At 72.1% G+C, this 25,297-nt stretch carries 23 protein-coding genes and 1 pseudogene; 8 read left to right on the top strand and 16 right to left on the bottom strand.

From position 1 onward, the window contains the following. Nucleotides 1-7 precede the first annotated feature (7 nt). Nucleotides 8-766, top strand: coding sequence for a hypothetical protein (locus tag OG295_RS38165; RefSeq protein ID WP_331738127.1), 759 nt, complete (start codon nucleotides 8-10; stop codon nucleotides 764-766). A 102-nt stretch (nucleotides 767-868) separates the two neighbouring features. Here OG295_RS38165 and OG295_RS38160 read toward each other — a convergent pair whose 3' ends face one another. After that, the gene (locus OG295_RS38160) at nucleotides 869-2,893 is read right to left on the bottom strand and encodes a transglycosylase domain-containing protein (protein ID WP_371681475.1); all 2,025 of its coding nucleotides are present in this window, start codon (nucleotides 2,891-2,893) and stop codon (nucleotides 869-871) included. A gap of 285 nt (nucleotides 2,894-3,178) precedes the next feature. On the opposite strand from OG295_RS38160, the gene OG295_RS38155 reads away from it, so the two are divergent. After that, nucleotides 3,179-4,219 (top strand): HEAT repeat domain-containing protein, encoded by a 1,041-nt coding sequence (locus OG295_RS38155; protein WP_371681474.1) that lies wholly within the window; start codon nucleotides 3,179-3,181, stop codon nucleotides 4,217-4,219. A gap of 219 nt (nucleotides 4,220-4,438) precedes the next feature. On the opposite strand, the gene OG295_RS38150 is transcribed toward OG295_RS38155, so the two are convergent. Together OG295_RS38150 and OG295_RS38145 are read right to left on the bottom strand one after the other, a co-directional pair. After that, nucleotides 4,439-6,346, bottom strand: a complete 1,908-nt coding sequence (locus tag OG295_RS38150; RefSeq protein ID WP_331738121.1) for an ABC transporter ATP-binding protein — start codon at nucleotides 6,344-6,346, stop codon at nucleotides 4,439-4,441. A gap of 208 nt (nucleotides 6,347-6,554) precedes the next feature. Then, entirely contained in the window at nucleotides 6,555-7,334 is a 780-nt protein-coding gene (locus OG295_RS38145; protein WP_331738120.1) for an NAD(P)H-dependent oxidoreductase, read from the bottom strand. A 137-nt stretch (nucleotides 7,335-7,471) separates the two neighbouring features. Between OG295_RS38145 and OG295_RS38140 the strand changes: the two genes are divergently transcribed. Next, a complete protein-coding gene (locus OG295_RS38140) occupies nucleotides 7,472-8,323 on the top strand; it encodes a helix-turn-helix transcriptional regulator (protein ID WP_331738119.1) in 852 nt (283 codons plus the stop codon). A gap of 204 nt (nucleotides 8,324-8,527) precedes the next feature. Next, nucleotides 8,528-9,232 (top strand): hypothetical protein, encoded by a 705-nt coding sequence (locus tag OG295_RS38135; RefSeq protein ID WP_331738117.1) that lies wholly within the window; start codon nucleotides 8,528-8,530, stop codon nucleotides 9,230-9,232. Between the two features lie 100 nt (nucleotides 9,233-9,332). Here the strand turns inward: OG295_RS38135 and OG295_RS38130 are convergent, their stop codons facing one another. Beyond that, entirely contained in the window at nucleotides 9,333-10,475 is a 1,143-nt protein-coding gene (locus tag OG295_RS38130) for a serine hydrolase domain-containing protein (RefSeq protein WP_331738115.1), read from the bottom strand. 317 nt (nucleotides 10,476-10,792) lie between these two features. Here OG295_RS38130 and OG295_RS38125 point away from each other — a divergent pair, with 317 nt between their 5' ends. Beyond that, nucleotides 10,793-11,569 carry a MerR family transcriptional regulator gene (locus OG295_RS38125; RefSeq protein WP_331738113.1) on the top strand — a complete coding sequence of 259 codons (777 nt, stop codon included), beginning with the start codon at nucleotides 10,793-10,795 and terminating at the stop codon, nucleotides 11,567-11,569. Nucleotides 11,570-11,617: 48 nt separating this feature from the next. On the opposite strand, the gene OG295_RS38120 is transcribed toward OG295_RS38125, so the two are convergent. After that, nucleotides 11,618-12,412: an MBL fold metallo-hydrolase gene (locus OG295_RS38120; protein WP_331738111.1), complete on the bottom strand. Its 795-nt coding sequence runs from the start codon at nucleotides 12,410-12,412 to the stop codon at nucleotides 11,618-11,620. Nucleotides 12,413-12,493: 81 nt separating this feature from the next. Here OG295_RS38120 and OG295_RS38115 point away from each other — a divergent pair, with 81 nt between their 5' ends. The 3 genes from OG295_RS38115 (at nucleotide 12,494) to OG295_RS38105 (ending at nucleotide 15,081) form a co-directional block, all read left to right on the top strand. Continuing rightward, nucleotides 12,494-13,102, top strand: coding sequence for an ABATE domain-containing protein (locus OG295_RS38115; RefSeq protein WP_371681473.1), 609 nt, complete (start codon nucleotides 12,494-12,496; stop codon nucleotides 13,100-13,102). A gap of 125 nt (nucleotides 13,103-13,227) precedes the next feature. After that, nucleotides 13,228-14,166 carry an NAD-dependent epimerase/dehydratase family protein gene (locus tag OG295_RS38110; RefSeq protein ID WP_331738109.1) on the top strand — a complete coding sequence of 313 codons (939 nt, stop codon included), beginning with the start codon at nucleotides 13,228-13,230 and terminating at the stop codon, nucleotides 14,164-14,166. Between the two features lie 18 nt (nucleotides 14,167-14,184). Then, nucleotides 14,185-15,081, top strand: a complete 897-nt coding sequence (locus tag OG295_RS38105) for an aldo/keto reductase (RefSeq protein WP_331738108.1) — start codon at nucleotides 14,185-14,187, stop codon at nucleotides 15,079-15,081. Between the two features lie 157 nt (nucleotides 15,082-15,238). Here the strand turns inward: OG295_RS38105 and OG295_RS38100 are convergent. From OG295_RS38100 to OG295_RS38050, 11 genes and pseudogenes are all read right to left on the bottom strand, one after another. After that, nucleotides 15,239-16,072: pseudogene (locus OG295_RS38100) on the bottom strand (NAD(P)/FAD-dependent oxidoreductase); the annotation flags it as partial. Between the two features lie 124 nt (nucleotides 16,073-16,196). After that, nucleotides 16,197-16,604, bottom strand: a complete 408-nt coding sequence (locus OG295_RS38095) for a hypothetical protein (protein ID WP_331738106.1) — start codon at nucleotides 16,602-16,604, stop codon at nucleotides 16,197-16,199. A gap of 31 nt (nucleotides 16,605-16,635) precedes the next feature. Then, nucleotides 16,636-17,211: a MarR family transcriptional regulator gene (locus OG295_RS38090; RefSeq protein WP_331738105.1), complete on the bottom strand. Its 576-nt coding sequence runs from the start codon at nucleotides 17,209-17,211 to the stop codon at nucleotides 16,636-16,638. A 90-nt stretch (nucleotides 17,212-17,301) separates the two neighbouring features. Further along, nucleotides 17,302-18,222, bottom strand: coding sequence for an allantoinase PuuE (gene puuE / locus OG295_RS38085; RefSeq protein WP_331738103.1), 921 nt, complete (start codon nucleotides 18,220-18,222; stop codon nucleotides 17,302-17,304). Nucleotides 18,223-18,270: 48 nt separating this feature from the next. After that, on the bottom strand, nucleotides 18,271-18,564 hold the full coding sequence (locus tag OG295_RS38080) for a helix-turn-helix transcriptional regulator (protein ID WP_331738101.1): 294 nt from the start codon (nucleotides 18,562-18,564) through the stop codon (nucleotides 18,271-18,273). Then, a complete protein-coding gene (locus OG295_RS38075; RefSeq protein ID WP_331738983.1) occupies nucleotides 18,564-19,049 on the bottom strand; it encodes a DUF2975 domain-containing protein in 486 nt (161 codons plus the stop codon). The genes OG295_RS38080 and OG295_RS38075 overlap by 1 nt, the downstream gene beginning before the upstream one ends. A 102-nt stretch (nucleotides 19,050-19,151) precedes the next feature. Continuing rightward, complete coding sequence (locus tag OG295_RS38070) at nucleotides 19,152-20,543, bottom strand: FAD-dependent monooxygenase (protein ID WP_331738099.1); 1,392 nt, start codon at nucleotides 20,541-20,543, stop codon at nucleotides 19,152-19,154. A gap of 59 nt (nucleotides 20,544-20,602) precedes the next feature. Continuing rightward, the gene (locus tag OG295_RS38065; protein ID WP_331738097.1) at nucleotides 20,603-22,036 is read right to left on the bottom strand and encodes an FAD-dependent oxidoreductase; all 1,434 of its coding nucleotides are present in this window, start codon (nucleotides 22,034-22,036) and stop codon (nucleotides 20,603-20,605) included. 139 nt (nucleotides 22,037-22,175) lie between these two features. Continuing rightward, nucleotides 22,176-23,357: an MAB_1171c family putative transporter gene (locus OG295_RS38060; RefSeq protein ID WP_331738095.1), complete on the bottom strand. Its 1,182-nt coding sequence runs from the start codon at nucleotides 23,355-23,357 to the stop codon at nucleotides 22,176-22,178. Continuing rightward, nucleotides 23,354-24,526 carry an MAB_1171c family putative transporter gene (locus tag OG295_RS38055; protein ID WP_331738094.1) on the bottom strand — a complete coding sequence of 391 codons (1,173 nt, stop codon included), beginning with the start codon at nucleotides 24,524-24,526 and terminating at the stop codon, nucleotides 23,354-23,356. The genes OG295_RS38060 and OG295_RS38055 overlap by 4 nt, the downstream gene beginning before the upstream one ends. A 3-nt stretch (nucleotides 24,527-24,529) precedes the next feature. Next, on the bottom strand, nucleotides 24,530-25,123 hold the full coding sequence (locus OG295_RS38050; protein WP_331738092.1) for a toxin-antitoxin system, toxin component: 594 nt from the start codon (nucleotides 25,121-25,123) through the stop codon (nucleotides 24,530-24,532). Nucleotides 25,124-25,297: the final 174 nt, after the last annotated feature.

Here is a 25,297-nt window from a genome sequence, read left to right as displayed (position 1 = left end):
TCGCCTGATGATCAGACAGCCGCGTCCGCTTTCCTCCTCCGTGTCCTTCGACGTGGCCGACGGACACGGGGTCATCGAGGTGACCGGCGACAACGGTGGCAGCCTGCTCCTGCTCGCGGGTGATCCGGGGTTCCTGGAAGCCGGCGACGGCTGCGGCAGCGTGGGCTGGCTGGCGGCCCGCGCCGGTACGGGCGGCCCCGGGCTCTCCGAGGTCAAGTACCTCACCGAGTGGCTCAGCGTCCCCGGCCTCGTCCCCGACCCGCGCACCGGCCGAGCCGAGCCACCGGATCCGGAAGCCCTGCGCCCGCTGCTGTCACTGCTGTCCCCCGGGCGGTACGTGATGTCGGCCGCGCTCGCTCCGCACGACCTGCGGGTGGTCCACCCGCGCGCCCTCCGGGTCGAGAGCTGGTACGCCGACGAGGAGCTCGCGCTGGTGACCACCGACGCGTGGCCGCCCCGCGACCACCGGGCGGTGCGCCGCTACCGCGATCGCATCCGCGCCGGGGGCGGCCTGCCGGCACTGGTCGCGCTCTTCCCGACGGCCGAAAGCCGGGTGGGCTACCTCCTCGACGGACACCACAAGCTCGCCGCGTACGACCAGGCGGGGGCCCGTCCTCTGGTCATCAGCCTGGCCCCCCAGGTGCCCCGCCCCTTCCGGCACGACGACCTCGACCGGGCCCGGGCGGCTTTCTCCGACAGCCGGCCCCGGCATCAGGGCGACCCGCTGAGCAGGGTCCTCTCCTCCCTGCGGGCGGACTTCGCCTGACACCGTGCCAAACGGCCGTTGTCATTCCCCGCCGCGCTTCGTCGCTGGGGGCCCCGTGCCGCGAGGCCGTCGCGGGCGGTCCTGTGGACCGCCCGCCGGGTGCTACGGCGTGGGGGGCGTCGCCGCCTCGTTGTAAGCCTTCCAGATCAGCGGCGGGAAGGCGCTGCCCCGCTCGGAATCGGGGCCGCCCACACCCTGCATGGGCAGCAGTCGCGGTACGTCGGGCTTCGTACGGAACATCGCGACCGACGTGCTCAGTTCCGGCGTGGCGCCGATGTACCAGGCAGAGTTCATACGGTCGTTCGGACCGGTCTTGCCCGCCCAGGACGGCGGGCTGGTCCCCCAGCCCTTCGGCGGTCCGACGGCGTTCGAGCTCACCTGGCGGAGCGCCGCGCCCACGGTCGAGGCCGTCTCGGAGCTCATGGCCCGCCGCGGTTTGGGGTGGCCCAGGCCGTCCACCGCGACGCCGCTGCGTTCGGCCCTGACCACCGAGTAGGGTTCGGTGGCCCGGCCCTGGTTGACGAAGGTCGTATAGGCGCTGGCGAGCCGGACGGCGCTGGGGGTGGAGGTTCCGATCGAGAAGGTCGGCTCCAGCTTGGCCATGCTCTCCTCACGCAGTCCCGCCCCGACCGCGAGATCCTTGACGTTCTTCAGCCCGATCTTCTTGCCGCTCTCCACGAACGGCGTGTGGTCGGAGTTCACCAGGGCCGCGTGGAGGTTCGTGGGTGCCGTCGGCGCGTCTGTCGGCCTGGGCTTCGGGGGGTCCTGGTCGGCGCCCTCCGCGGGCCGTTGCCCGCCTTCGTGCTCCTTCTCCATGGCGGCGGCGTACACGAAGGGTTTGAACGCCGAGGCCGCGGGCACGCCCGAGGTGTCCGCGTTGTTGGTGAAGTGCTCGATCGCGTCGGAGCCGCCGTAGACCGCGACGATCGCTCCGTCCCTGGGCCGTATCGAGGCGGCGCCGACCTGCACGTACTGGTCCTCCGCGCGCTGCTTCGGGTCCAGTCGTTGCGCGCACACCTGCTCGACGGCCTTGGTCAGCGCGAGCACCTTGTCCTTCTCGAAGGTGGTGTGGACGCTGTAGCCGCCGGAGGCCAGGTCCTTGTCCGTGATCCCGCTGCGGCTCTTGAGGTACTTGTTGGCGATGTCGACGAGGTAGCCGATCTGCCCGGCCTGGCTGGTCGGCTTGACGGGGGACTTCGGCTCGGGAAAGACCGTGTACTTCGCGCGTTCCTGGGCACTCATCGAACCCGTTGCGACCTGACGGTCCAGGATCCAGCTCCAGCGGTCCTCGGCTCGCCGGCGGTTCTCGGCGCTGAGGGACGGGTCGAAGCTCTCCGCGCCCTTGAGGACAGCGGCCAGCAGGGCGCCCTGGCTGGGGTTCAGCTCACGGGCGGGGATGCCGTAGTACGCGTACGAGGCCGCCTGGATGCCGTAGGCGTCCCGGCCGAACCAGGAGGTGTTGAGGTACCCCTCGAGGATCTCCGACTTGGGCCGCTGGTTGCTGATCTTCAGGGCCAGGAAGAGTTCCTTGACCTTCCGCGCGACGGTCTGGTCCTGGCTCAGATAGGTGTTCTTCACGTACTGCTGGGTGAGCGTCGAGCCGCCCTGGGTCTCCTCGCCCTTGACGATGTTGACGGCGGCCCGGCCGATGCCGGTCACCGACACCCCCGAGTCGGTGTAGAAGTCGGCGTTCTCCGCCGCGATGACGGCGTGCTGGACGAACTCGGGCACCTGGTCGAGCTTCACGTCCTGCCGGTTCACATCGCCGACGCTCACCATCCGGCTGCCGTCCGCCCAGTAGTAGAGGGTGGCCTGCCGGCGCGCGGAGTCGTGCGGGTCCGGGATCTCGACCTGCAGGTAGACGGCGGTGAAGAGGGCGGCGAGGGCGCCGGAGAAGAGCAGGAACAAGCCGGAGGTCAGTTTCCAGGACGGTGTCCAGCGCCGCCATCCGCGCCGGCCGCGCCTGGGGAGGTCGATGAGGCGGCGACGCGCCTTGCGGGCCGCTCTCCTGCGGCTCTTCGCTCGGCCCGCGGCGCGCCGTGTGCGTTTCGGACCTTCCGTCCGCTCCGGTCCTCCGGTTTCGTCCCTGGCACCTCGGTCCGCGCGGTGTTTGCGGGGCAGCCTCATGGGGGATGCGGACCTCCTCGATCGCGAACCGCCACCTCGGGGGCGGTGACGGATTCGACCGAGAAGATGATCAATCCACCTTCGGGGTTGGGCCGTTCATGAAATGTTCATACACGGCACGGGGTTCAAGGCCTGCAGACCATCGACTCGTCTGTTTGATGCCGGTTTGACCGGGGGTTCGATGCGAGCCGAGCGGCGGCGTCGATCGGGAAGGCCGCGCGGACCGCCCTCATGATCACGGTCGTTAGACTCCCCGGGTTCGCACGTGTGGTGTCGGCCCCGCCGTTGACGGAGGAGTTCACGGATCGCGTGGTCGGCGAGTGGAGGATTGCTGCGATGCCCGAAGACCAGGCGATGGACGATGACCGGTGGTCCGGGTGGCCCGATGCGTGGGCGGGCACGGATGTCGACATGCGCACGGTCGTGAGCGCGATCCCGCGGGAGGTCAAGGACGGGTTCGAGTACGACGAGATCCCCTGGCAGCGGTTCCCTCATTTCTACGGCTCCGGCGAGGAGATTCCCGGATTCCTGGCGACGCTCGCCTCCGGGGACGCCGAAGACACCGAAGCCGCCGACAAGGCTTTGCTGCGGCTGTGGGACGGTCTCCAGCATCAGGGCAGCACGATCGCGGTGGGAGCACTGGCGGTGCCGTTCCTGCTCCGGATCGCGGTGGCCGGATCCCCCGGGCTCCGCGCGGCAACCCTACGCCTGGTGGCCGAGATCGGGCGATGTCAGCACCACGGGGACGGATCACGCGAAGGCCTTCTCGCCGTCGCCGAGGATCCGTCGATGACGGAGGGCACCACGATGTGCCCGGTGGACTGGACGATTCAGGCCGCTCGCCACGCCGTCACGGTTGACCTGCACCTCCTGTTCCCTCTCCTCCCCGACCCCGATCCCGACGTCCGCTCCGCGACCGCCTTCGTCCTGGCGGTCGCGACCGGCGAGACTCCGCGGATCGCCTCGGCCCTGCGCCGCAGGCTGGCGGTGGAAGACGATCCGGTGGTCCAGGTGAGCCTGATCCTGGCGATCGCCCAACTCGCCCGCGAACACGGGGATGAACACGCTCGGGTGTGGGCACGGGAGGTGTGGTCGGATCCCGACCGCTCGCCCGAGATGCGTATCGGCGCCGGCCTGGCCTGGCTGTGCCTGGCCGACGACGACCCCGCCCCTGACGAACTCCACGCCCTCCTGACCGACCCGAGTACCGATCGACTCAGCGATCTGCTCCAGCGGGTGCCGTGGCTCCCACCGGTCGACTCCCACAGCGGCCTGCGCCGCTGCATCCACGAAATGCTCAGGCCGGACATCCCCTGGAGCGCTTGACGGCCCTCCGCCCCCGCGGCCGCCGGCCGGCGGCGCTCGGACGACCCCGGCCTCGGGGTGCGGGGCCGGGGATCTGGGACCCGACCGTCGGTTCCCTCGTCGGCTCCGTCCCGGACTCGCGGACCGCGCACTCCCAGGGCGTCTCCAGCGGTCCGTGTTCCCGCCCGGCGATCGTCTCGATGTACTGCGCGGGCGGCAGCGATCCGGGCGGTGTCGTGTTCACGCGGTGGTCTCCTTCGGGGTGCGCTGGCCGGGGACGGTGCGGTCGTTCTGCAGTTCGAGGAGCTCGCGGAAGAGTCCGTTCGCCCTGGACAGTTCGGCGAAGGTGCCTTCCTGGACGACCCTGCCGTGGTCGAGGACGACGATGCGGTCCGCGACGGCGACGTTGGCGAGGCGGTGGGTGACCAGGACCACGGCGCGCTCACGGGCGGCCCGGCGCAGGTTGGCGAAGATGCGGTGTTCGGCGCGGGGGTCGAGGGCGGAGGTGGGTTCGTCGAGGACCAGGAGGGCGGCGGGCCGGTAGAAGGCGCGGGCCAGGGCGACGCGCTGCCACTGGCCGCCGGAGAGTTCGGCGCCGTTGAGCCATTCGCGGGCCAGGAGGGTGGAGAGGCCCGCGCGGAGTTCGTGCACGACCTCGTCGGCACCGGCCGCGGCGGCGGCTTCCCAGACGTCCTTCTCGTCGTCGCTGCGCGGCTGCCCGAGGGTGATGTTGTCGCGGGCGGTCATCGGCCAGCACGAGAAGTCCTGCGGTACGAGGGAGACGTGCTTCCAGGCCGCGTGGGGGTCGAGCGCGGTCGTGGGGTGCCCGTCCCAGGTGACCGTGCCGGCGGTGGGGAGGTGGAGGCGGGTGAGGAGCTTGGAGAGGGTGCTCTTGCCGGATCCGTTCTCGCCGACCAGGGCGACGATCTCGCCGGTGCGGACGCTGAAGTCGATGCCGTCGAGGGCGTTCCTGTCGGCGCCCTCGTAGCGGTAGACGAGGTTCTCGGCGCGGATCTCGCGCGGGGCGCCGGGGACGACCTCCCCGGCGGTGAGGCGGTAGCCGCCGGTCTCCTCCAGGAACGTCGACCAGTCGTCCATGTACATGCCCGTACGGAAGATCATGGCGGCGTTGCGGACGACGCCCTGGACCGAGCCGGTGACGGTGCGCAGCGCGAGGACGGCGGTTCCGGCGGCGGCGACGGTGAGGTGGCCGGTGGCGAGGAGGGCGACCAGGACCCCCCAGACGACGGCGGAGGCCAGGCCGCCGCCGAGTGCGCCGAGGAAGGCCATGCGGGCGCCTTCGGTGACGGCCTGGCGGTGTACGGCGGTGACCCGGTCGGTGAGGTGCCGGTACTTGCCGAGGAGGAAGGGCGCCATGGTCCCGGCGCGGACCTGGTCGGCGGAGTGCCGGTCGGCCAGGTGCCAGCGCAGGACGCCGATCATGCGGCTGTGGCCGGTCGTCTTCACGGCGGCCAGGTAGGTGACGCGGGCGCTGTGTACCTGGGCGATGCCCTGGGGGAGGCTGGCGAGGACCAGGAACGGCAGGAGGAGGGGGTGGAGGGTGCCGAGGACGACGGCGCCGGCCAGGAGGGATGCGAGGGCGGCGAGGAGGTCCTGGCCCTCCTCGATGATGTCCTTGGAGACGACGGCGCCGCGTTCGGCGTTGTCCCACCGGTCCTTGAAGCCGGGGCTGTCGTAGGCGGCGAGTTCGCTGCCGGTGGCCGCGTCGAGCAGCATCAGCTCGTACTCCTGCTGGAGCAGGGGCGAGATGCGGGAGGACAGCCACGTGACCACGATGTAGAGGGTGGCCCTGATCCCGGCCGCGGCGGCGAGCACCGCGACGGACGGCCACGCCTGCCACAGCCGGTCGGTGATGTTTCCGGAGGAGATGAGCGCGGTGATCGTCGAGGTGGTCGCGAACAGGCCCAGGGCCGCCGCGATGCCGGAGACGACCTGGCAGGACAGGAGCCCGGCCACGGACGCCCGGTCGACGCGCCACGCGATCGACAGGGAGCGCTTCATCAGGTGCGGGAGACGCCGGGCCATGTGGCGCAGCGTGATGTACTTCGCGGCCTCCCAGCGGGTGTCGCCGTCCCACGAGAAGGCGATCTCCTCGTCCGCCCGTACTCCACTGTCCTCGCCGGTCATCGGATACGCCTCCGTGAGTGAGGGGGAGGGTCAAGACTCGGTCCGGAACGGGTCGTTCGGAAGACCTCGGTACGGCGATCACCCGAAGGTGTCACCGTCCGAGGTCATGCGTGGGCGGGCGCGGGCGGGCGTGCGCGGGCGGTCATGCGGCGTGGGCGCAGGACCGGTCCCGGGTCTCGCCCGGAAGCGTACGAGAGCTGCCCGGCGGTCAGCCGCGCACGTGCAGCCCGAATCCCGAGCGGCCGGCGGGCTCCAGACCCTCCTTCAGGTGCAGCGAGGGGATCTCGTAGTCGCCGAAGTTCTGCTTCCGGAACGCGATCGGCTCGGTCGACTCCAGGGTGAGCAGGCGCCGCTGCCAGGCCTCGGCGACGGGCGCGTACTCCTCGTCCGTCATCCTGTCCACGCCGTACAGCACGAACGGCGGCAGCACCTCGATGCCGGGGTAGTAGAGGATGCCGTGGTGGATCGGGAACAGCAGGTCGTCGATGGGGCCGTTGATCCCGCGGGCGGAGTAGTGCGACTCCGGGCCGCCGACGGTCACCGACAGCAGGGCCCTCCTGCCCGCGAGGGTGCCTTCGCCGAAGCGCTCGCCGTACTTGGTGTCGCTGTGCTCGCCGACGCCGTACGCGAAGCGGTAGGTGAACACCCGGTCCACCCAGCCCTTGAGGATCGCGGGCATGCCGTACCACCACAGCGGGAACTGGAAGACGATCGTGTCGGCCCACAGCAGCTTCTCCTGCTCGGCGAGGACGTCCGGCGTGAGCGTCCCGGCGTTGAAGGCCCGGCCCGAGTCGAGGGCGACCCTCAGCGGACTCGACGCGGCGGGGCCGTAGTCCGCGGCGTCCACCACCGCCTTCCAGTCCATCGCGTACAGGTCGCTCACCCGCACCTCGTGCCCGGCGGCCTCCAGGGTGGACACCGCGAGGTCCTTGAGCGAGCTGTTGAGCGACTTCGGCTCGGGGTGGGCGTGGACGATCAGCGTCTTCACGGGAACTCCTTCGGATCGGATGCCTCGATCCTGGGCGCCGCGGCGCCCAGCGTTCAGGGGCTCCTCTTCCGTCGGACCGGGCTTCCTGGTATTGGCAGGGCCACCTTCACGGGCATCTCCGAGGCCATACTGGGGACATGGACGATCTTGCGGGTTTCCTGCGGACCAGGCGTTCCCGGGTCGATCCGGCGGCCGTCGGCATACCCGCCGACAGCCGCCGCCGGGTCGAAGGGCTGCGCCGCGAAGAGGTCGCGCACCTGTCCGGGGTCAGCGTCGACTACTACGTGCGCCTGGAGCAGGGCCGCGCGACCCAGCCCTCCGAGCAGGTCCTCGACGCGCTCGCCCGCGTCCTCGGCCTCGACGAGACCGAACGCGGGCACCTCTACCGGCTCGCCCGGCAGCGCCGGCGCAGCGCGAAGTCGCCGGGCGGGCGGGTCCGGCCGGAACTGCTGCGCGTCCTCGGCCTGGTCACCGGCGCACCCGCACTGATCATGGACCACCGTCTGGACGCGCTCGCCGGGAACCGGCTCGCCGGGCTGCTCTTCGGCCGGCCGATGCCGGGCCTGAACATCGCCCGGCACATCTTCCTGGAGGAGGCCGAGCAAGGCCTCTACGCGGACTGGGAGACATGCACCCTCGACGTGGTCGGGCACCTGCGCCTGGCCGCCGGGAAGTACCCCGAGGACCCCCGACTGGCCTCGCTCATCGGCGAGCTGGCGATGGGCAGCGAGCGCTTCCGCCGCCTCTGGGCCCGCGCGGACGTGCGCGCCCGCACGCACGGACGCAAGGCGTACCGGCATCCGCTGGTGGGACTGCTGGAACTGCACCAGGAGAACTTCGCGTTGCCGGACGAGTCGGGAGTGGAACTGCTGGTCCTGTCCGCGGCCCCCGGCAGCCCCGCCGAGGACGGGCTGCGCCTGCTCGCGGGCCTGGGCGCGGACAGCGGTGACGCCGCGTATCCCCCGGCGGACGCCCGGCTCCGCGAGTAACCCGACGAGCGCCCGGCCCGGCGGCTGCGGACGCTCTCGGAACGGCTCACCGGCGTGCGCTACCCCTTCGCCGCGACCGGGTCTCCCGGAAACGGGTGATCCGGGAAAGGGTGATCCGGGAAAGGGTGATCCGGAAAAGAGGCCCGGCGCAGCCCCGTTAGTGTCTGTGGTCGGATGCGAAGGGCCGGGGAGTGTGAGGTGGGGATGAAGATTCATCGTCCGGGGCGGCCGGAGGACCTTCCGGAAGCGGGCCTGTTGTGGGCGCGGTGGGCCGCGCTCGCCGCGGTGACCTGGGACGCCGAGGAGGAGAAGGAGACCTTCCGGCGCGGGTACTGGCTCGCCGGCAGTGCCGGTGGGGACGGCCGCGCCTTGCACTACGACGACAGCAGCTGCAGCCGATGGGTGCTGGTCCGGGCCGACGGCGGCCGGGCGGTTCTCTTCGGGCAGGACGATTCCAGCAAGGTCGGGCGGTACGAGCCCGCGATCGACCTCCTCGCCGGGGCGCCCGGGTGGGTGCGCCGTGAAGTCCGGGACGACCTTCTGGTCCAGGGAAGGATCGAGTGCGTCTACTGGTTCGAGGACGGTTCCTGGCACCGTGCGCCGTACCCCGACGACCTGGGCGACGACGGGCTCGACTGCGGGATGAGCCATCTGTCGTCGTCCGACCACGCCGTCGAGGCGATCTGTGCGCTGTTCGAGTTCGACCACGAATACGAGGGCGCCGTGGAAGCCTGCGAGCTGTTCGTCGAGCACGCGGAGCGGGGCACGGCCACCACCGAGGTCGTGCGCACCTTCGCCGACGAGCTCGTCCGGGTCCATACCGAGTACGACCTGTCGCCGCCCTGGATCCCGATCGCCCGGTCGGAGACGGACATCGCCGCGATGACCGCCCTGATGCGCCGGAGGTGACTCCGCGGCGGGACCGCGGCGGGCGTCAGGCTCCGCGGCGGGCCCGGCCCGGTGCGCGGAGCTCCGGGTACCGGGTACCGCCTACGCCGTCCCGCCGCGCTCAGCCCGTCGGCCGGTCCGCCGCGGTCCGCCCGTCACAGAACACCTCCCTGACGAGCCGCCGCTTCACCTTCTCGAACGCCTCGACCGTGGCGGCCAGGTCGAGCTCCGCGTCCCCGCAGGTCACCGAGCCGGTCAGGGTCCTGCTGCCGTCGGGCGTGCTGTACATCAGCGCCGCCCAGCCCCAGAACCCGCCGTTGTGCTGGAAGATGGTGCCGCCGTCGTCCGTCTCCTCCGCGAACACCCCCAGGCCGTAGCCCATCTTGGGGTGCGGCGTGCGCATCTCGGCCAGCAGCGGGGCCGGCAGGAGCCGGCCTCCCATCAGTGCGGAGAAGAAGGTGTGCAGGTCACGGGTGGTTGAGATCATGTCACCGGCGGCGGAGATCCAGGAGGGGTTGAAGCGGGTGGTGTCGGCCACCGTCCACCGGCCGGCGTCCTCGTACCCGTAGTAGCCGTGGGCGTGCGGCTCGGGGATCTCCGGTGAGGCGTCCGGCACCACGGTGCCCGTCAGCCCGAGCGGATCCAGGACCAGCCGGCGCATCTCCTCGGCGTAGGAACGGCCGGTGGCGTGCTCGATCAGCAGCCGGGCCAGTACGTAGTTGGTGTTGGAGTAGCTCCAGTCCGCCCCCGGTGCGAACCGCGCCGGCCGGGACAGCGCGGGCCGTACCAGCTCCTCCGGCCGGTAGGTGCGGGACCGGTTGTCCATCCACTCCTTGCCGATCCCGGGGACTCCACCGGGCACGACCGTCCCGTCCTCGTAGACCTCTCCGGTGAAGCTGAACAACCCGCTGGTGTGCTGGAGCAGCATCCGTACGGTGATCCGTCGGTCCAGTCCGAAACCGGGCAGGTGGTCGTCCGCCGGGGCGTCCAGCCCGATCCTTCCCTCCGCGACCAGCCGCAGCACCAGGGTCGCCGTGAAGGTCTTGGTGATGCTGCCGATCCGGAAGTGCCCGTCGGCCGGTGGCGCCTCCGCCCCGCCCAGCTCGCGCACCCCGGCGGTGCCGACCCATTCGCCCCGCTCGTCGTTCACGCGCAGCTGCACTCCGGCGAAACCGGAATCGACGATCTCCTGGATGGCCTCGCGCAGCTCGGGGCGGTCCGGCCCGGCAGCGGTGGTCTCGACGGTCTGGAGGGACTCGCTCATGGTCATTCCTCATCTCGCGGCAGTGGGTGTCCGGCACGGCTCGACGGCGCGACGGTGGCCCTGCCGGCCACCGGCCCGGCCCCGTCGAAGCGGCCATGCGAGGAGCGTGCACCCTGACCCAAGGTCAACCTCAAGCCCTGTGCGGACCTTGGGGTCACCGGCACCGATCGCACGGGTGAGGGGATCCGAACGGACGCGCGCTACCCTCGCCCCTGGGACCGCCCGCGGCCCGTGACCGCGAGGCGGGCGTACGGGCCGCCGGCGACCACGGCCCCGCCCCGGGCGGGGACCCTACGATCCGGAGGTGCACCGAGCCGATGGCAGACGGGCTCACGATCGGTCAGGCGGCGGCGTACGTCGGCGTCACGATCAAGACGGTGCGGCACTATCACCGGCTCGGCCTGGTCGCCGAGCCGGAACGCGACGGTTCCGGCTACCGGCGTTACGGGTCGGCCGACCTGCTGCGGCTGGTCCAGGTACGGACGCTGGCCGGGGCGGGCGTGCCGCTGGCCGAGGTCGGTGAGCTGCTCGACGCCGGTCCCGAGCGGTTCGCCGCCACCCTGGACGACGTCCGCCGTCGGCTCACCGAACAGATCGAGGACCTGACCGCCCGGCGCGACACACTGCACCGGCTCGCCCACGGCGACCGGGCCCTCCTGCCCGACCGGGCCTGCGCGGTCCTGGACGGACTCGCCGGTCTCGGCTTCGGCGCCGACTACGTGGCCACTCAGCGGGAGGCGTTGGTACTGGCCCGGGCGCTGGTTCCGGAGGTCTTCGACAGCTTCCTGACCCAGCTCGAACGGTGGCTCGACGACCCCGCATGGATCGAGCTGACCAAGCGCGGCCGGGAGGCGATGTCCTGGGATCCGGACGACCCGCGGATCGACGCACTGGCGTCGGAGCTGGCCGACAGGCTGCTGGCCGAACGCGAGCGGCTGGCGATGCCGGACGGGTTCCGGAGCCGGTCCGACACCGCCTCCCGGTACGGACTGGTCAACCACCACCGGGAGGAGGGGTCGCCCGCCCTCGTCCGGCTGAACGCCCTGGTCGAGGCGAACCTGCGCGCGGCCGGCATCGACGTCCCGCGTCAGTGAGGGCCGTCCGGCGCAGGAACCCCGGCGGTGGGGGGTGCCCCGTCCGGATCAGGCGGGCCGGCGCCAGTCCCGGTCCAGGCGGTCGGCCAGTCCGGCGGCGGTGAACGCGGCTTCCAGTTCGGAGTGGCCCTCGGTGAAGTGGGCCCAGCTGTCGCAGTGGACGGGCACGACGCGGCGGGCGCCGAGGATCCGGGTGGCCTCGGCGGCCTGGGCGCTGTCCAGGACGATCAGGCGGCCGTCGAAGAGCACGGGGAAGCGGGGGGCTCCGGCGAAGAGCACGGCGGTGTCCACCGGGCCGAAGCGCTCGGCGATCTCCCCGACCGCGTCGAGCGATGCGTTGTCGCCGCTGACGTAGACGGTGGGCAGTCCCTCGCCGGTCAGGACGAAACCGATGACCTGGCCGACGATCGGCTCGACCTCCTCGCGCGCTCCGGGTCCGTGGACGGCGGGTACGCCGGTCACGGTGACCGTGCCGCCGCCGGGGCGGTCCAGCTCGACGGATTCCCAGTCGGCCAGGCCCCTGGCCCCCTCCCCGAGGCGCTTTCCGCCACCGGGGGTGGTGAGGGTGAGCGGCACGTCGGCGAGCAGGGCCCGGCCGGAGTCGTCGAGGTTGTCGGGGTGTTCGTCGTGCGAGAGCAGGACCACGTCGATGGCGCCGAGGTCGCCGGGGGCGGCGGCGGAGGGGGCGGTCTTGGTGAGCGTCGTGCCGGGTACCGGGTAGTCGCCGGGGCCGTCGAACGTCGGGTCGGTCAGGAAGCGCAGGCCGCCGTACTCGAAGAGGGCGGTCGGGCCGCCGAGGACGCGGACGGGGAAGTGGTCGGTCGATGCGGGCACAGAGGACACGGAGAAAGCACCTCACGGATAGATTCGATTTAACCGTGACGTGACGGTAGCCGTTTCTCACGGATGACCGCAAGCCGTAACATGAGGAACATGAAGGAGTCCGTACGGGAAGAACCCCTCGTGCCGCCGGCCCAGGGCGAGCGGGAGCACCTCTCCCTCGCCCTCGCCAACAGCGCCGTCGCACGGCCCGGCGGGCACACCATCGATCTCCTGGGGACTCCCGCACAGGCGAACCTCTGGCTGACGGAACGCGGCCTCGCCCCGGCCGACGCGGGCATGCGGGAGATGTGCACGGCGCAACTGCGCGCGCTGCGCGAACAGATCAGGTCGCTGTTCGCGGCCCGCGCCGCCGGGCTCCCCGCCCTCCCCGCCGCCGTCCGGGCCGTCAACGACGCGATGACCCGCGTCCCGACCGCCCCGCTGCTGGCCTGGGACGACGAGAACGGCCCCTACCGCGCCACCACCCACCCCACCACCGCGATCGTCGACCACGCCCTGGCGGCCCTCGCCGCCGACGCCGCCGACCTCCTCACCTCCCCGGACGCCGAACGCCTCACCGCCTGCGGCTCCGCCCCCTGCAACCGCTACCTGCTGCGCCACGGCCGCCGCCACTGGTGCTCCACCCGCTGCGGCGACCGGGCCCGCGCCGCGCGCGCGTACGCCCGCCGCGCCCAGGCCGGGGCGGAGTGACGCATCCGCCCGACGGGCCGGCCGCCGGGCCGCCGAGCCGCCGCACATCGGTCAACAGCATTCCTTAACACCCGTGCAGTAAGCGGCCACTTCTGCTGAAGACGCCAGGTGCCGAGGATGGGGGCATGCAAAGGATCTGCGTCATCGGCGGAAGCCGATACTTCGGAAAGCTCCTGGTGGAGCGCCTGCAAGCCGACGGCCACCAGGTAACGGTGATCAACCGCGGCTCCACCCCGCCGCCCGCCGGCGTCGAGCACCTGGTCGTCGACCGCGACGACGAGGCGGCCCTCGTCGCCGTACTCGGCGCCCGCACCTTCGACGTGGTGGTCGACCAGGTCTGCTACACCCCCGTGCAGGCCGCCATCGCCGCCCGCGCCTTCGCCGGCCGTGCCCGGCGCTACGTCATGACCTCCACGATCGAGGTCTACGACCCTGCGGGCGCCGCACTGCCGGACCCGGCGGGCGCTCCGGTCCCGGAGGAGCACGTGGACCCGGGTGCCTGGCCGGTGGCCCCGGACCTGCCCTGGCACGACGAGGCCTACCTGGAGGCGCACTACGCCGAGGGCAAGCGTCAGGCGGAGGCCGTCTTCACCCGCGCCGGCGGCTTCGCGTTCGCCTCCGTACGCAGCGCACACGTACTCGGCGGCGGGGGACGGGAATTCACCGGCCGACTGGCGCACTACACCGAGCGCATCGCCCACGGCGAAGAGATCACCGTGCACGCGAGGGCACTGCCCACGGTGTTCATCCACTACGCGGAACTGGCCGGCCTGCTGCGGTGGGCGGCGACCGGCAGCGATTTCACCGGCCCGCTCAACGCCTGCTCCGACGACCTGCTCGACGTGCGCGACCTGGCCGCGACCGTCGCCGCGCAGACCGGCCGGGAGCCCGTCTACCGGACCGCCGCGGCCGGAGAGCCCGCCTCCCCGTTCTCCTTCGACCGCCACTACGCCATGAGCAACGCCCGCGCGAAGGAGCTGGGCTTCGCCTTCTCCCGCACGGCCGACTGGCTGCCCGGCGCCGTCACCGAGGCCCTCGTCGCGTCCGCTGCCCCCACCACCTGAGGAAGCAGAGCCACCACCATGCGGTACCGAACCATCGGGAACACCACCGTCAGCGCCATCGGCCTGGGCGCCATGCCCCTGTCCATCGAGCACCGACCGGACGAGGCACGGGCCATCGCGACCGTCCACGCGGCCCTCGATGCCGGCATCACGCTCATCGACACCGCCGACAGCTACCACTGGCACGCCGACGAGACCGGGCACAACGAGCTGCTCATCGCCCGCGCCCTGGCCCGCTACGGCGGTGACACCTCCGACGTCCTGATCGCCACCAAGGGCGGCCGAGGGCGGCCGGGCGACGGCAGCTGGACCGTCACCGGCGGCCCCGCCCACCTCAAGCGCGCGGCGAAAGCCTCGGCCGGGCGCCTGGGCGTCGACGCGATCGGCCTGTACCAGCTGCACAAGCCGGACCCGGCCGTGCCCTGGGCGGAGTCCGTCGGCGCCCTGCGCGAGCTGCTCGACGCCGGCGTGATCCGCGCCGCCGGGATCTCGAACGTGAGCACCGGCCAGATCCGCGAGGCGCACGAGATCCTCGGCGACGGGCTCGTCTCCGTCCAGAACCGGTACTCGGCCGCCGTGCGCGACAGCGAGCCCGAAGTGCGGCTGAGCGCCCGTCTGGGCCTGGCGTTCCTGCCCTGGAGCCCGCTCGGCGGGATCTCCCGCAGCTCCCTCGACGGCCCCTCCGGGCAGACGTCGGCGGACACCGCCTTCCACCACATCGCGGCCGAGCACGGCGTCAGCCCGCAGCAGGTCGCCCTGGCCTGGCTGCTGGCCCGCTCCCCGGCGGTGATCCCGGTCCCGGGGGCGAGCCGCCCGGCCTCCGTACGGGACTCGGCCCGCGCCGCGACGCTCAGGCTGAGCGCGGAGGAACTGACCCGGCTGGAGGCTCCGTGCCGGCCGTACGCGTCGAACTGACCGGGCGGCTACGCATCACCGTGCTCACCTCGCGGCCCGCCGGGGTGACGCGGCAGCCAGGTGGCCGGTCCGCCGGCGCTCCCACGACCGCACCTCGTCCGTCGGGGTCGATCCGTCCTGACCGTTGCGGTCACCACGCGTCGATGACCGGCGTCGGGCGGACGTCCCCGTCCACCATCTGGAAGATCGCGTCACGCCTCCCGAGGCTGATGTGGTTGCCGTGGTACTTCAGCCCGGTGGTCGGGACCTCGCCGCCCGTCAGGCGCGCGATGATCGCGTCGGTCGCCCGCATGGTGGTGAAGCCGGCCGAGGCGCAGGACATCGGCAGCGGCCGGCCGTTCTCGCCGATCGCGTAGGCGCAGTCACCGGCGGCGTAGACGTCCGGGTGCGAGACCGAGCGCATGGTCCGGTCGACGGTGATCTGGCCGGTCCCGGCGACCTCCAGGCCGGCGGCGGCCGCGATGGGGTGCACGGCGAACCCGGCCGACCACACGGTGACGTCGGCCGGGACGGACGTACCGTCGGCGGCGATCGCCCGCGTCGGCTCGACGGCTTCGACGGCGGTGTGCTCGTGGACGGTGATGCCGAGCCGGTCGAAGGAGGGGCGCAGGTGACGGCGGGCGTTCGGGGAGAGCGAGGCGCCCGGCTCGCCACGGGCGGCGAGCGCGACCGAGAGATCGGGCCGGGACTCGGCCAACTCGGTGGCCGTCTCGATGCCGGTCAGCCCCTCTCCGGCCACCAGCACGGTGCCGCCCGCGCCCAAGGCGGCCAGGCGTTCTCGCAGCCGCAGTGCCGAGGACCGGCCGGTCACGTCGAAGGCGTACTCGGCCGCGCCGGGGACGCCGTGGTGGGCCACGGAGCCGCCGAGCGCGTAGAGGAGCGTGTCGTAGGCGAGCTCGCCGTCGCCCTCCTCACCGGCCACGGCGACGGTCCGGCGCTCGGGGTCGACGCCGGTGGCGCGCCCCAGGCGCAGCCGCACCCCGGTCCCCGCGTTCGAACGACGGTCACGACGGACTCCTGCACACGCGGGAACTCGACGGAGAAGGGTCCGGCCCCGGGTGCGGCGGCAACACCACCCGATCGCCACACTCGGATGGCGGTACGACCCGCGGCCGTCACGGTGCGGGGACACCCTCATCGCGGGTCGGGCCGGCCGCGGCCATGATGGCCTGCCAGGGGGCGGAGTCGAAGATGAGCGTGATCGCGGTGATCCGGCCGTCGTGGAGGCGGAAGTGCTCGGCGGTGCGCTGGGTTATGCCGACGGCCGGGGCGGTGTGGATGTCGTAGACCAGGGTGGCTTCGGTTTCGCCGTACAGCTCGCTGATCAGCTCCACGCCGGTGACGATGCCCAGGAGTCCGTCGAGTCCGTCCAGGTGGCCGGCAGGGCTGTCGGAGGTGATGAACGGGCTGCGGAAGAGGAACCCTTCGCCGACCCGGGCGGCGGCCGCCGCGACATCGCCGCGGAACCGGGCCTCGTGGTAGGCCCTGACCGTCTGTCGTGTGGGTGTGTCGGTAGTGGTCATGCGGTACTCCGTCTGGTCGGGTCGCGTCGGGTCAGGAAGCGGGCTGGTCGGGCCGGACCGTGTTCAGGTACTGCTCGATCCGGTGCTGGTTTTCCACCAGGCGCAGACACAGGTGCCTGAACCGGGCGAGTTCGTCCTCGGTGAAGCCCTGGAAGACGGCGGACATCGCGCGCTGCGTCGGCTGACGGAACGCTTCCAGCCAGTCGCGGCCTTCCGGTGTGATCCGGGCCCGGACCGACCGGCGGTCGTGCCGGTCCTGGACCCGCTGCACCAGTCCGTCGCGCTCCAGCGTGTCGACCAGGCCGGTGACGTTGCGGGAGCTCACGCCGGCCGCGCGGGCCAGTTCGCCGATGCTCAGCCCCTCTTCGGTGGCCGCGCTCAGGCGGGTCAGGACGTCGAGGGCTCCTGCGCTGAGACCCCGCCCGCCCGCACCCTGCGCGCGCAGCCGGTCGACGGCCTGCGAAGCCGAACGGACGGCCGCGGCCGCCTCCAGCGCGAGCGAGCCGCCACCGAGCGCGAAGGCGCCCATGGACGCCCGGACACCGGGGTCGTAGAGGAAACCGTCGGGGTCACGGGACAGACCCTCTGAGTTATGTACGTGCTTCATAATGAAGCAGCACTTTATCTCCCCCGGGGGCGTCACACCAGCCCGCGCTCCCCCCGGACCGGCGCCTCCGGGAGGGGTGGCCGCGTCGGTTCAGGGCTGGGGCGGGTGCGTGGCGAGCCAGTGGCGGGCGATCTGTTCGCGCGTGGCCACCCACGCGCCGCCCCGCCGCGCGACGTGTTCCAGGAAGCCGTCGAGGGCGCGGATGCGGCCCGGCCGGCCGATGATGCGGCAGTGCAGGCCGACGCTCATCATGCGCGGCCGGTCGGCGCCCTCGGCGTGGAGCGCGTCGAAGGTGTCGACGAGGTAGGCGAGCATGTCGTCGGCGGTGGTGAAGCCGTGGACGATGAGGAACTTGAAGTCGTTCGCGTCGAGGGTGTACGGCACCACCAGGTGCGGGCGTCCGGCCGCTTCGGCGTAGAACGGCAGGTCGTCGGAGTAGTCGTCGGAGTCGTAGAGGAAGCCGCCCTCCTCGGCGACGAGGCGCCGCGTGTGGGGGCTGGTGCGGCCGGTGTACCAGCCGACAGGCCGACGGCCGACGAGCCGCTCGATCGTCGCCACGGAGTGCGCGATGTCCGTGCGCTCGACGTCCTCGGGCACGTGGCGGTAGTCGATCCAGCGCCGGCCGTGGCCCGCGACCTCCCAGCCGGCGGCGCCCATCGCCCGTGCCGCGTCCGGGTTGCGTTCGAGCGCCTGCGCCACGGCGTACACGGTGACCGGCGCGCCGTGCGCCGCGAGGGTGCGGGCCACGCGCCAGAATCCGGCGCGCGCACCGTAGGCGAACAGGGACTCGACGTTCAGGTCACGCCCGCCGACGACGGGCGGCGCGCCGACGAGTTCGTGAAGGAAGCCCTCCGAGGCGGGATCGCCTTCCAGGACGTTCTGTTCACCGCCCTCCTCGTAGTTGAGGACGAGGCTGACGGCGACGCGTGCGCCACCGGGCCAGGCGGCGTGCGGCGGCTCGGCGCCGTAGCCGACGAGGTCGCGCTGCTGCTGCTCGGACACGGGCGGCACCCTACCGCCGATGGCGCATCGGGCGCGGAACTCCGCCCCCGGGGCACGTCATTCGTCCGTGGCGCCCCCGGCTTCCTCGGCGCCCCTGGCGTCCCCGGCTTCCCCGGCTTCCTCGGCTTCCTCGGCTTCCTCGGCTTCCTCGGCTTCCCAGCGCAGCAGGTCGCCCGGCTGGCATTCCAGGACCTCGCAGAGCGCGGCGAGCGTCGCGAAGCGCACCGCCTTGGCGCGGCCGTTCTTGAGTACCGCCAGGTTGGCGGGCGTGATGCCCACGCGGTCCGCGAGCTCCCCCACCGACATCTTCCGCCTGGCCAGCATCACGTCGATGTCGACGGCGATCGCCATCAGATCACCTCGTCCAGCTCGGCCTGCATCCGCGCGGCTTCCACGTCGCGCGCGACGGCCTGGGTGAGCAGCATCCGCAGCACGAGCACGATGAGTGCGACGCCCAGGATGGCCACGCCGACCCCGCCCATGATGACGGTGACACCCGGGTCCTCCCGCTGACCCGGCGCATTGATGATCGTGACCGCGAACCACACGAGGGCGGCCGCCACGATCGCGCCGATCACTCCGTCCACGTACCGGAAGGCGGCGTGGGAGAACACGGTTCCGCGTCGCACCATCGCCACCAGCCGCCATACGCAGACCAGGGCGACCTGGGCCGACAGCATGCCCAGGATCGTGATCACCCGAAGCGGGGTCAGCGGGAGCGACCCGTCCTCGGGATCGGTCGCCAACGCCCACACCATCATCGCCTGCACGAGCACGGTGCCGACGAGCACCACCGCGAGCACGGCGCGCAACGCACCCACTGCCAGCTTTCCCATGACCCACCCTTCCATCGACTTACGATCTGAATCTATCGATTTTCGATAGATGAGACAAGGTCTGGGACGGAGGGCGGGCGTCATGGCGAGCACGGGAACGGTTCAGACGCTCTCCTTCTCGGCGTCACTCAGCGGAGGGCCCTGCAGAGGGGGCAGCTTCCGGCCGAAGAGCATGGGGACGAGCATGTCCGGGGAGAACAGGCGGGTCGCGGGCTTCTCCAGGCTCATCACGTCCAGGAGGGCGCCGAGGGCACGCGGGCTGCGGGCGCCCGTTTCGACGGCTCGGTCGACGTAACGGGCGAGGAGCTTCTCGACGGCCTTGGGCGGCGTGTCACTGGCGCCGGGGTAGAACGCGTCCTGCCCCACGGCGAGGTCCCACGCTCCGGCGACGGGCCGGGCCGCGGACTGCTGTACGCGGCGGGCCGTGCCGGGGGCGGTGAGGCCGGCGGAACGCAGGACTCCCCTGAGGGCGACGGCACACTGGGCGGCGACGGTGAGGCCGTGCCCGTACACGGGGTTGTATCCGGCGATGGCGTCGCCGAGCACGGTGAAGCCGTCCGGCCAGGCACGCATCTTCTCGTAGTAGCGGCGCTGATTGGCGGTGCTGCGGGTGGTGGCGATCCCGCCCAGGGGTTCGGCTTCCTCGATGAGTCTGCCGATGACGGGGTCGCCCAGGCCGAGGGCGAAGTCGACGAAGGCGTCCGGGTCCTGCGTGGGCTCGCCGCCACGGGTGCCGGACAGGGTGACGATCCACCGGCCGTCCTCCACGGGGAGGATGATGCCTCCCCGGCCTGGTGTTCTGGCCGGGTTGGCCTGCACGTTGACCAGGGGGAAACCGCCCACCGTCGCCGCGGGAGCCCGGTACACGCGGGTGGCGTAGGCGACGCCCGCGTCGACCTCCCGTTCGGTGACGGGGGGCAGACCGAGGTCCACGAGCCACGACGGGGCGCGGGAGCCGCGGCCGGAGGCATCGACGACCAGGTCCGCGGACAGGGGCCGTACGCCGGTACCGGACCGGATCCGGACGCCGGTGACGCGGACGGCATCACCCTCCAGGCCCTCGGCGACGGCCTTGTCGAGCAGGCTGATGCGCGGATCCCCGAGCACCCGCTCGCGCAGGGCGTGGTCCAGGAGGTTGCGCGAGGAGACGAGGTTGCGGTGGTGGGTGGACCTGAACCGGCGGAACCAGACCTCGTTCGGCGCCCGGGAGACCATGTCGCCCATGATGTGGACCAGTCGGCCCCCGCGGGCGACGATGTCGACGGTCAGGCCGGGCAGGAGCTCTTCGAAGGCCCGGACACCGCCGCTCCACAGGAGGTGCGCGTGGCGGGCCTGCGGCACGCCCTTGCGGCCCTCGGGTCCTTCGGGCAGCTCGTCCCGCTCGATGACCGTGACGTCGGCGAACTCGCTGAGCACGGACGCGGCGAAGAGGCCGGCGGCGCTCGCGCCGATGACGACGGCGGTGGGCCGGACGGGGCTGGATATCTCAGGCATGGGGGGTCACGCTTTCTGCGGTGGTCTTCCTGGCGCGCGGGATTGCCCTCGCCTCCATCTCAGTTCGGGCCGGCGGTCCGTACGAGTGTCAGCTCCCGGTCCGTCAGGGGCGGCGCGCTCAGGGGCGGGCGCAGCGGGCCGCGCAGGGCGCCGAGGAGGACGCGCGGCTTGACCAGAGTGGTCAGGGGGGCCTGGAGGGAGGTGACGTCGAAGAAGTCCTTGGTCATGGTGAAGCTGCCGCAGCAGGTGTTGAGCAGGCGGTAGGTGTAGCCGGACAGGACCTTGTCCTTGCGCGTCGGGGTGCTCTGGCCGCTCCCCTGGGCTCCCGGATAGAACACGTCGTGCCCGAGTGCCAGGTCCCAGGCTGCCGCGACCGGTCTGGCCATGGCCTTCTGGACCCGTCGTGAGAGCCGGGGCGCGTCGACCCCGTGGGCCGACGCGAGATCGCGGAGCGCGAGCGCGGCCTGGGCCGCCACGGACATGGCGTGCCCGTAGATGGGGTTGAACGCCGCCAGGGCGTCGCCGAGCACGACGAACCGTTCCGGCCAGTCCCTGACGTTCTCGAAGTAGCGACGGGTGTTGCGCGTGCTGCGGTTGACCGTGACGTCGGTCAGCGGATCCAGGCCGGAGATGATCTCGCCGATGACGGGGTGGCGCAGTCCGCGGGCGAACGGTTCGAAGTCCTCGTTGACCGCTGTGGGCTCGCCTCCCCGCGTTCCGGCCGCGGTGACGATCCACCGGCCGTCCTCGATGGGCAGGATGCTGGCGCTCTGCCCGGGGCGTGCCGTGCGGGGGTCGGACTGTACGACGACCATGGGGAAGCCGGCCGTTCCTTCGGGTGCCCGGAAGACCCGGCTGGCGTACGTCAGGCCGAGGTCGAGGGAGCGCTCGGGGGCGGGCCTGACCCCCAGCTCCGCCAGGTGCCGGGGGGCCCGCGAGCCGCGCCCGCTCGCGTCGACGACGAAGTCGGCTTCCAGGGCCGCTTCCCGGCCGTCCGCCCCCCGGGTGCGCACGCCGGTGATTCGGGCGGCGGTGCCGGTCAGGCCCTCGACGCGGGTGCGCTGGAGGACGGTCACCCTCGGATCGGCCAGCACGAGCTCGCGTACCACGTGGTCCAGCACGTCACGGCTGCAGGCGATCAGGAAGGCCGTTTCGGCGCTCCAGCGGCGGAGCCAGCCCTCGGCGGTGAATCCGACCATGCCGGTGGGGATCGGGATGCGGTTCGCGCCGGCGGCCATCCACCGGTCGGTGACTCCCGGCAGGAGGGCTTCGGCGGCGTGCACCCCGCTGCTCCAGAACATGTGCGCGTGGCTCGCCTGGGGAAGTCCCTTGCGGGGGGCCGGGACGGCCGGCAGTTCGTCGTTCTCGACGATGAGGACCTCGTCCACCGCCTCGCGCAGCGCGGCAGCCGCCAGGGTGCCGGCCAGGCCGCCACCGATGACGACGGCCCGGCGCCGTATCGCCGCCGTGGGGGTGTTGCTGGGGTGGGTCATGTGACTGCTCTCTCGCGGGCCGCCGAGGGGCGGGTGCCGTCTTGGTCAGGGGAGCGGGGCCACCCGGCCCCGAACCGGACGGATTCCGTGTGCTCCGTGTGCTCCGTGTGCTCCGTGTGCCGGACGCGCCGGCGAGTGGTCAGACGCGGTCGGAGGTTCGCTCGAAGAGCGACGGCCGCCCGAATTCCCGGCTGCCGGTCCGGTCGGGAACGGCCAGGTCGCGCAGGGCGTCCGAGAGCCGCACGAGTTGTTCGTCGTCACCGGAGAGCATGCTCTCCAGGCTGCATTCCCCCGGGTCGGCCCCGGTGCCGCGCAGGGTGTCGAACGCCTCTGCCACCATGGCGACGTGGCGTGCCGCATCCGGTTTCAGCCCGCCGGGGAACGCGTCCGCGTGTCCCTCGTCCTCCGCCCGGCGGTCGAGGCGGGACGCGATCAGCCGGAGGCCGTCGCGGATGTCGCAGGTCCGGCGCAACTGGCGCTTGCCGAGCGAGGAGCCCCAGGGAATGCGCACCAGTTCGTACGGGGTCACCGCGCGCATGGTCAGCCACAACGGACGCAGACGCCGGTACTGGGACCACCGGCGCCACAGGCTCATCACGCACTGGCTCGCGGAGGGCAGGGCGAGGCCGACGCACTGGAGGAGCGAGGCGAGTGAGGAGACCGTAGGGGCGACGGTGGTGCTGACGCCGTCCCAGTCGTGGCCGGCCCATCGTGCCCCGATGGCCGTGAGCTTGCACGCGACGTACACCAGGCTCAGGACCGAGCCGGTCATGATGAGGAGCAGCCCGGTCCGCAGCAGCCCCGGGACCTCGCGGGACCAGCGCCAGCACAGGCGGGCCAGGACCAGGTTCGCGAGCCCGTAGGCCAGTACGCACAGGACGACCATCTCCCGGACGTACGGGGTGGTGGCGTAGTAGGTGTCGAAGTCCCGGAGACGTTCCTCGGACGCGTCCCCGAGGGCGAACAGGGTGAACTGCGTCGCGATCAACGTTCCGTAGACGCCGACGCACCAGCGGGTGGCGGCCCGGCGCCGGTCCCGCGGGCCTCCGCGCCAGGTGATGGTGAGGTTGATGAGCGCGGCGCTGGCGGCGGTGACCGTGCCGTAGACCAGCGGGACCGAGAAGTTGGGGATGCCCGTGAGCGCGTTCACCTGGGAGATCGTCGGCGGCGCCGCGAAGAAGAACACGGCGGCGCCCAGCGGCAGGAGCAGGGCCACGGAACGGACGAGGGGATCGCGCCAGTGTCTGACGAGTGCGGGCGCCCTCAGGGCGAAGGCGACCGAGAGGACGCCGACGAGAAGGTAGAAGTACACGGTGGTCATGCGTGCTCCCTCTCCGGCGCCGGCCCGCCCGGACCCCCGGAGAGGATCCGGGCCAGCGCGTGCGAGATCCGTACCAGATCGCGCTCTTCGCCGGGTTCCGTCTGAAGTTCACGGGAGGACGCGATCACGTGGCGCTCGGGGTCGGCGCGCAGCGCGTCGACGGCGGCGACGACCATGACCGCGTCCGCGCCCGCGGCGGCGTCGTCGTCGGAGGCCCCATGGGCCAGCGCGTCGGAGAGTGCGCGGGCCCGCAGGGTGAGGTCGAAGTAGGGGTTGAGGGTGAGCAGTCCGTCGTGGATGCCCGATTCGCGGTGCAGCCGGCGTACGCCCACCGTGGAGAGCAGCGGCATCCTGACCACCGCCGTGGTCGGCGTCAGCCCGTGCAGCAGGCGTGACAGGGTGCCCAGCCGGCGGTACCGGGTCCAGTCCCGCCAGGGTCCCTTGAAGCGCTGCACGGCGAGGGGGAGGCCGAAACCGAGGAGGATGAGGCAGAAGGAGACCGTGACGAACGGCCGTGCCACCTCGGTGCTGAGGACGTCCCAGTCCGTTCCGGCCCATCGGGCGCCGACGGCCGCGAACTTGCACACGTCGAAGCCCAGGGTGCTGGTGTAGCCCGCGATCAAGAGGGCCAGACCCACCCGCAGCTCCCTGGACACATCGCTCAGCCAGCGCCGGCACAGGGACGCCATGATCAACGCCGCGGCGGAGTGGCCCACCAGGTAGAGCACGATCATTTCGCGGATGTACGGCGTGTTGGCGTAGTAGGTGTCCAGGTCCTCCAGCCGTTCGACCGGGGCCTCACCGAGGGCGAAGAGCGCGTACATCGCGACGGCCAGGGCCGCGTAGGTTCCCGCGCACCAGCGGGTGGACCGCCGGATGCAGGCGGGCGGGCCGCCTCGCCAGTTGATGATCAGGATGATGCCCGATCCACAGCAGGCCATCAGGAGCGAGTAGAGGAGGGGCGCGGCGAAGTTCGGCACGCCCGTGATCTCGTTGACTTTGACGATCGTCGAGGTGGCCCCGAAGTAGAAGACCCCCGTGGCCGTCAGCAGGAACACCACCACGGCCCGGAGAAGGGGATCGCGGGTGTTCCTGCGCAGGCTGGGGAGCCGGACGAGGACGGCCACGGTCCCCAGCGCCGCCGGAATGAAGAAGGCGAGATCGGACATGGTTCAGCCCCGTATGCCGTGGTGGCCGAGCGCGGCCGCGATGCGGCCGGAAGTCGTACCGCGGTCGAGTACGGGTGCGTCGGGCGCGGCCAGCAGGTGCCGTACGGCGTGTGCCAGTTCGAGGCCGTAGCGCTCGGCGGCCTGCTCCTCCCCCGCGTGCTTCCGGGCGGCGGCCCTGTCCTGCTTGAGGAGGGCGGGACTGTGTCGTCCCGCGACCGCCAGGGCCGACTCGACGACCGCTTGTAAGTCGGCGTCGTGGCGCAGGAGGCGAGCGGCCGCGGAGCCCTCGGTCACGTGCAGGTGGCAGTGGCCCAGCTCCAGGTGGCGCAGCTCGTGCCCGGTGATGACGATCTGGTGTTCGGCCGCGGTCTTCTGTTCCACGACGACGAGGTCCCGCTCCCCGAGGTCCAGGGCGAGACCGCTGGCGGTACCCGGAGGGAAGGGCGTGGTGCGGAACTCGATCGTGCGCCCCCGGCGCAGCCCCATGGCGTCGCAGAGCGCGCGGCAGACCGCCTCGGCCGGAGCCGGAGACTTCAGGTGTCCGATCCCGTCCGTGAGGGCGCCGACGGACCGTCGTATCTCCCGCTGCTTGAACACGTGTCTCTCCCCTGCTCCTGCCCGTGCTCCTGCTCCTGGCGTTGCTTCCGGCCCGGGCCCCGACCCTGTTCCGCGACGGGCGGGAGCTCGCGCCCTGGCGGATTCCACGCGGCCGGCCCGCACGGCCCCGGTGCAGCGGCCGGCCGCTCCACGAACCCTCCGTGCCACGACCGG

Origin of the sequence: Streptomyces sp. NBC_01276 (assembly GCF_041435355.1) — a bacterium.
Lineage (GTDB): Bacteria > Actinomycetota > Actinomycetes > Streptomycetales > Streptomycetaceae > Streptomyces.
The sequence above is the reverse complement of the archived record's forward strand: the minus strand, read 5'-3'. Positions and strand labels throughout refer to the sequence as shown.

Coding starts and splice junctions, on each gene's coding strand:
- OG295_RS38165 (WP_331738127.1), top strand. CDS start 8: ATGATCAGACAGCCGCGTCCGCTTTCCTCCTCCGTGTCCTTCGACGTG.
- OG295_RS38160 (WP_371681475.1), bottom strand. CDS start 2,893: ATGAGGCTGCCCCGCAAACACCGCGCGGACCGAGGTGCCAGGGACGAA.
- OG295_RS38150 (WP_331738121.1), bottom strand. CDS start 6,346: ATGACCGGCGAGGACAGTGGAGTACGGGCGGACGAGGAGATCGCCTTC.
- OG295_RS38140 (WP_331738119.1), top strand. CDS start 7,472: ATGGACGATCTTGCGGGTTTCCTGCGGACCAGGCGTTCCCGGGTCGAT.
- OG295_RS38135 (WP_331738117.1), top strand. CDS start 8,528: ATGAAGATTCATCGTCCGGGGCGGCCGGAGGACCTTCCGGAAGCGGGC.
- OG295_RS38130 (WP_331738115.1), bottom strand. CDS start 10,475: ATGAGCGAGTCCCTCCAGACCGTCGAGACCACCGCTGCCGGGCCGGAC.
- OG295_RS38125 (WP_331738113.1), top strand. CDS start 10,793: ATGGCAGACGGGCTCACGATCGGTCAGGCGGCGGCGTACGTCGGCGTC.
- OG295_RS38115 (WP_371681473.1), top strand. CDS start 12,494: ATGAGGAACATGAAGGAGTCCGTACGGGAAGAACCCCTCGTGCCGCCG.
- OG295_RS38110 (WP_331738109.1), top strand. CDS start 13,228: ATGCAAAGGATCTGCGTCATCGGCGGAAGCCGATACTTCGGAAAGCTC.
- OG295_RS38105 (WP_331738108.1), top strand. CDS start 14,185: ATGCGGTACCGAACCATCGGGAACACCACCGTCAGCGCCATCGGCCTG.
- OG295_RS38095 (WP_331738106.1), bottom strand. CDS start 16,604: ATGACCACTACCGACACACCCACACGACAGACGGTCAGGGCCTACCAC.
- OG295_RS38090 (WP_331738105.1), bottom strand. CDS start 17,211: ATGAAGCACGTACATAACTCAGAGGGTCTGTCCCGTGACCCCGACGGT.
- OG295_RS38080 (WP_331738101.1), bottom strand. CDS start 18,564: ATGGCGATCGCCGTCGACATCGACGTGATGCTGGCCAGGCGGAAGATG.
- OG295_RS38075 (WP_331738983.1), bottom strand. CDS start 19,049: ATGGGAAAGCTGGCAGTGGGTGCGTTGCGCGCCGTGCTCGCGGTGGTG.
- OG295_RS38070 (WP_331738099.1), bottom strand. CDS start 20,543: ATGCCTGAGATATCCAGCCCCGTCCGGCCCACCGCCGTCGTCATCGGC.
- OG295_RS38065 (WP_331738097.1), bottom strand. CDS start 22,036: ATGACCCACCCCAGCAACACCCCCACGGCGGCGATACGGCGCCGGGCC.
- OG295_RS38060 (WP_331738095.1), bottom strand. CDS start 23,357: ATGACCACCGTGTACTTCTACCTTCTCGTCGGCGTCCTCTCGGTCGCC.
- OG295_RS38055 (WP_331738094.1), bottom strand. CDS start 24,526: ATGTCCGATCTCGCCTTCTTCATTCCGGCGGCGCTGGGGACCGTGGCC.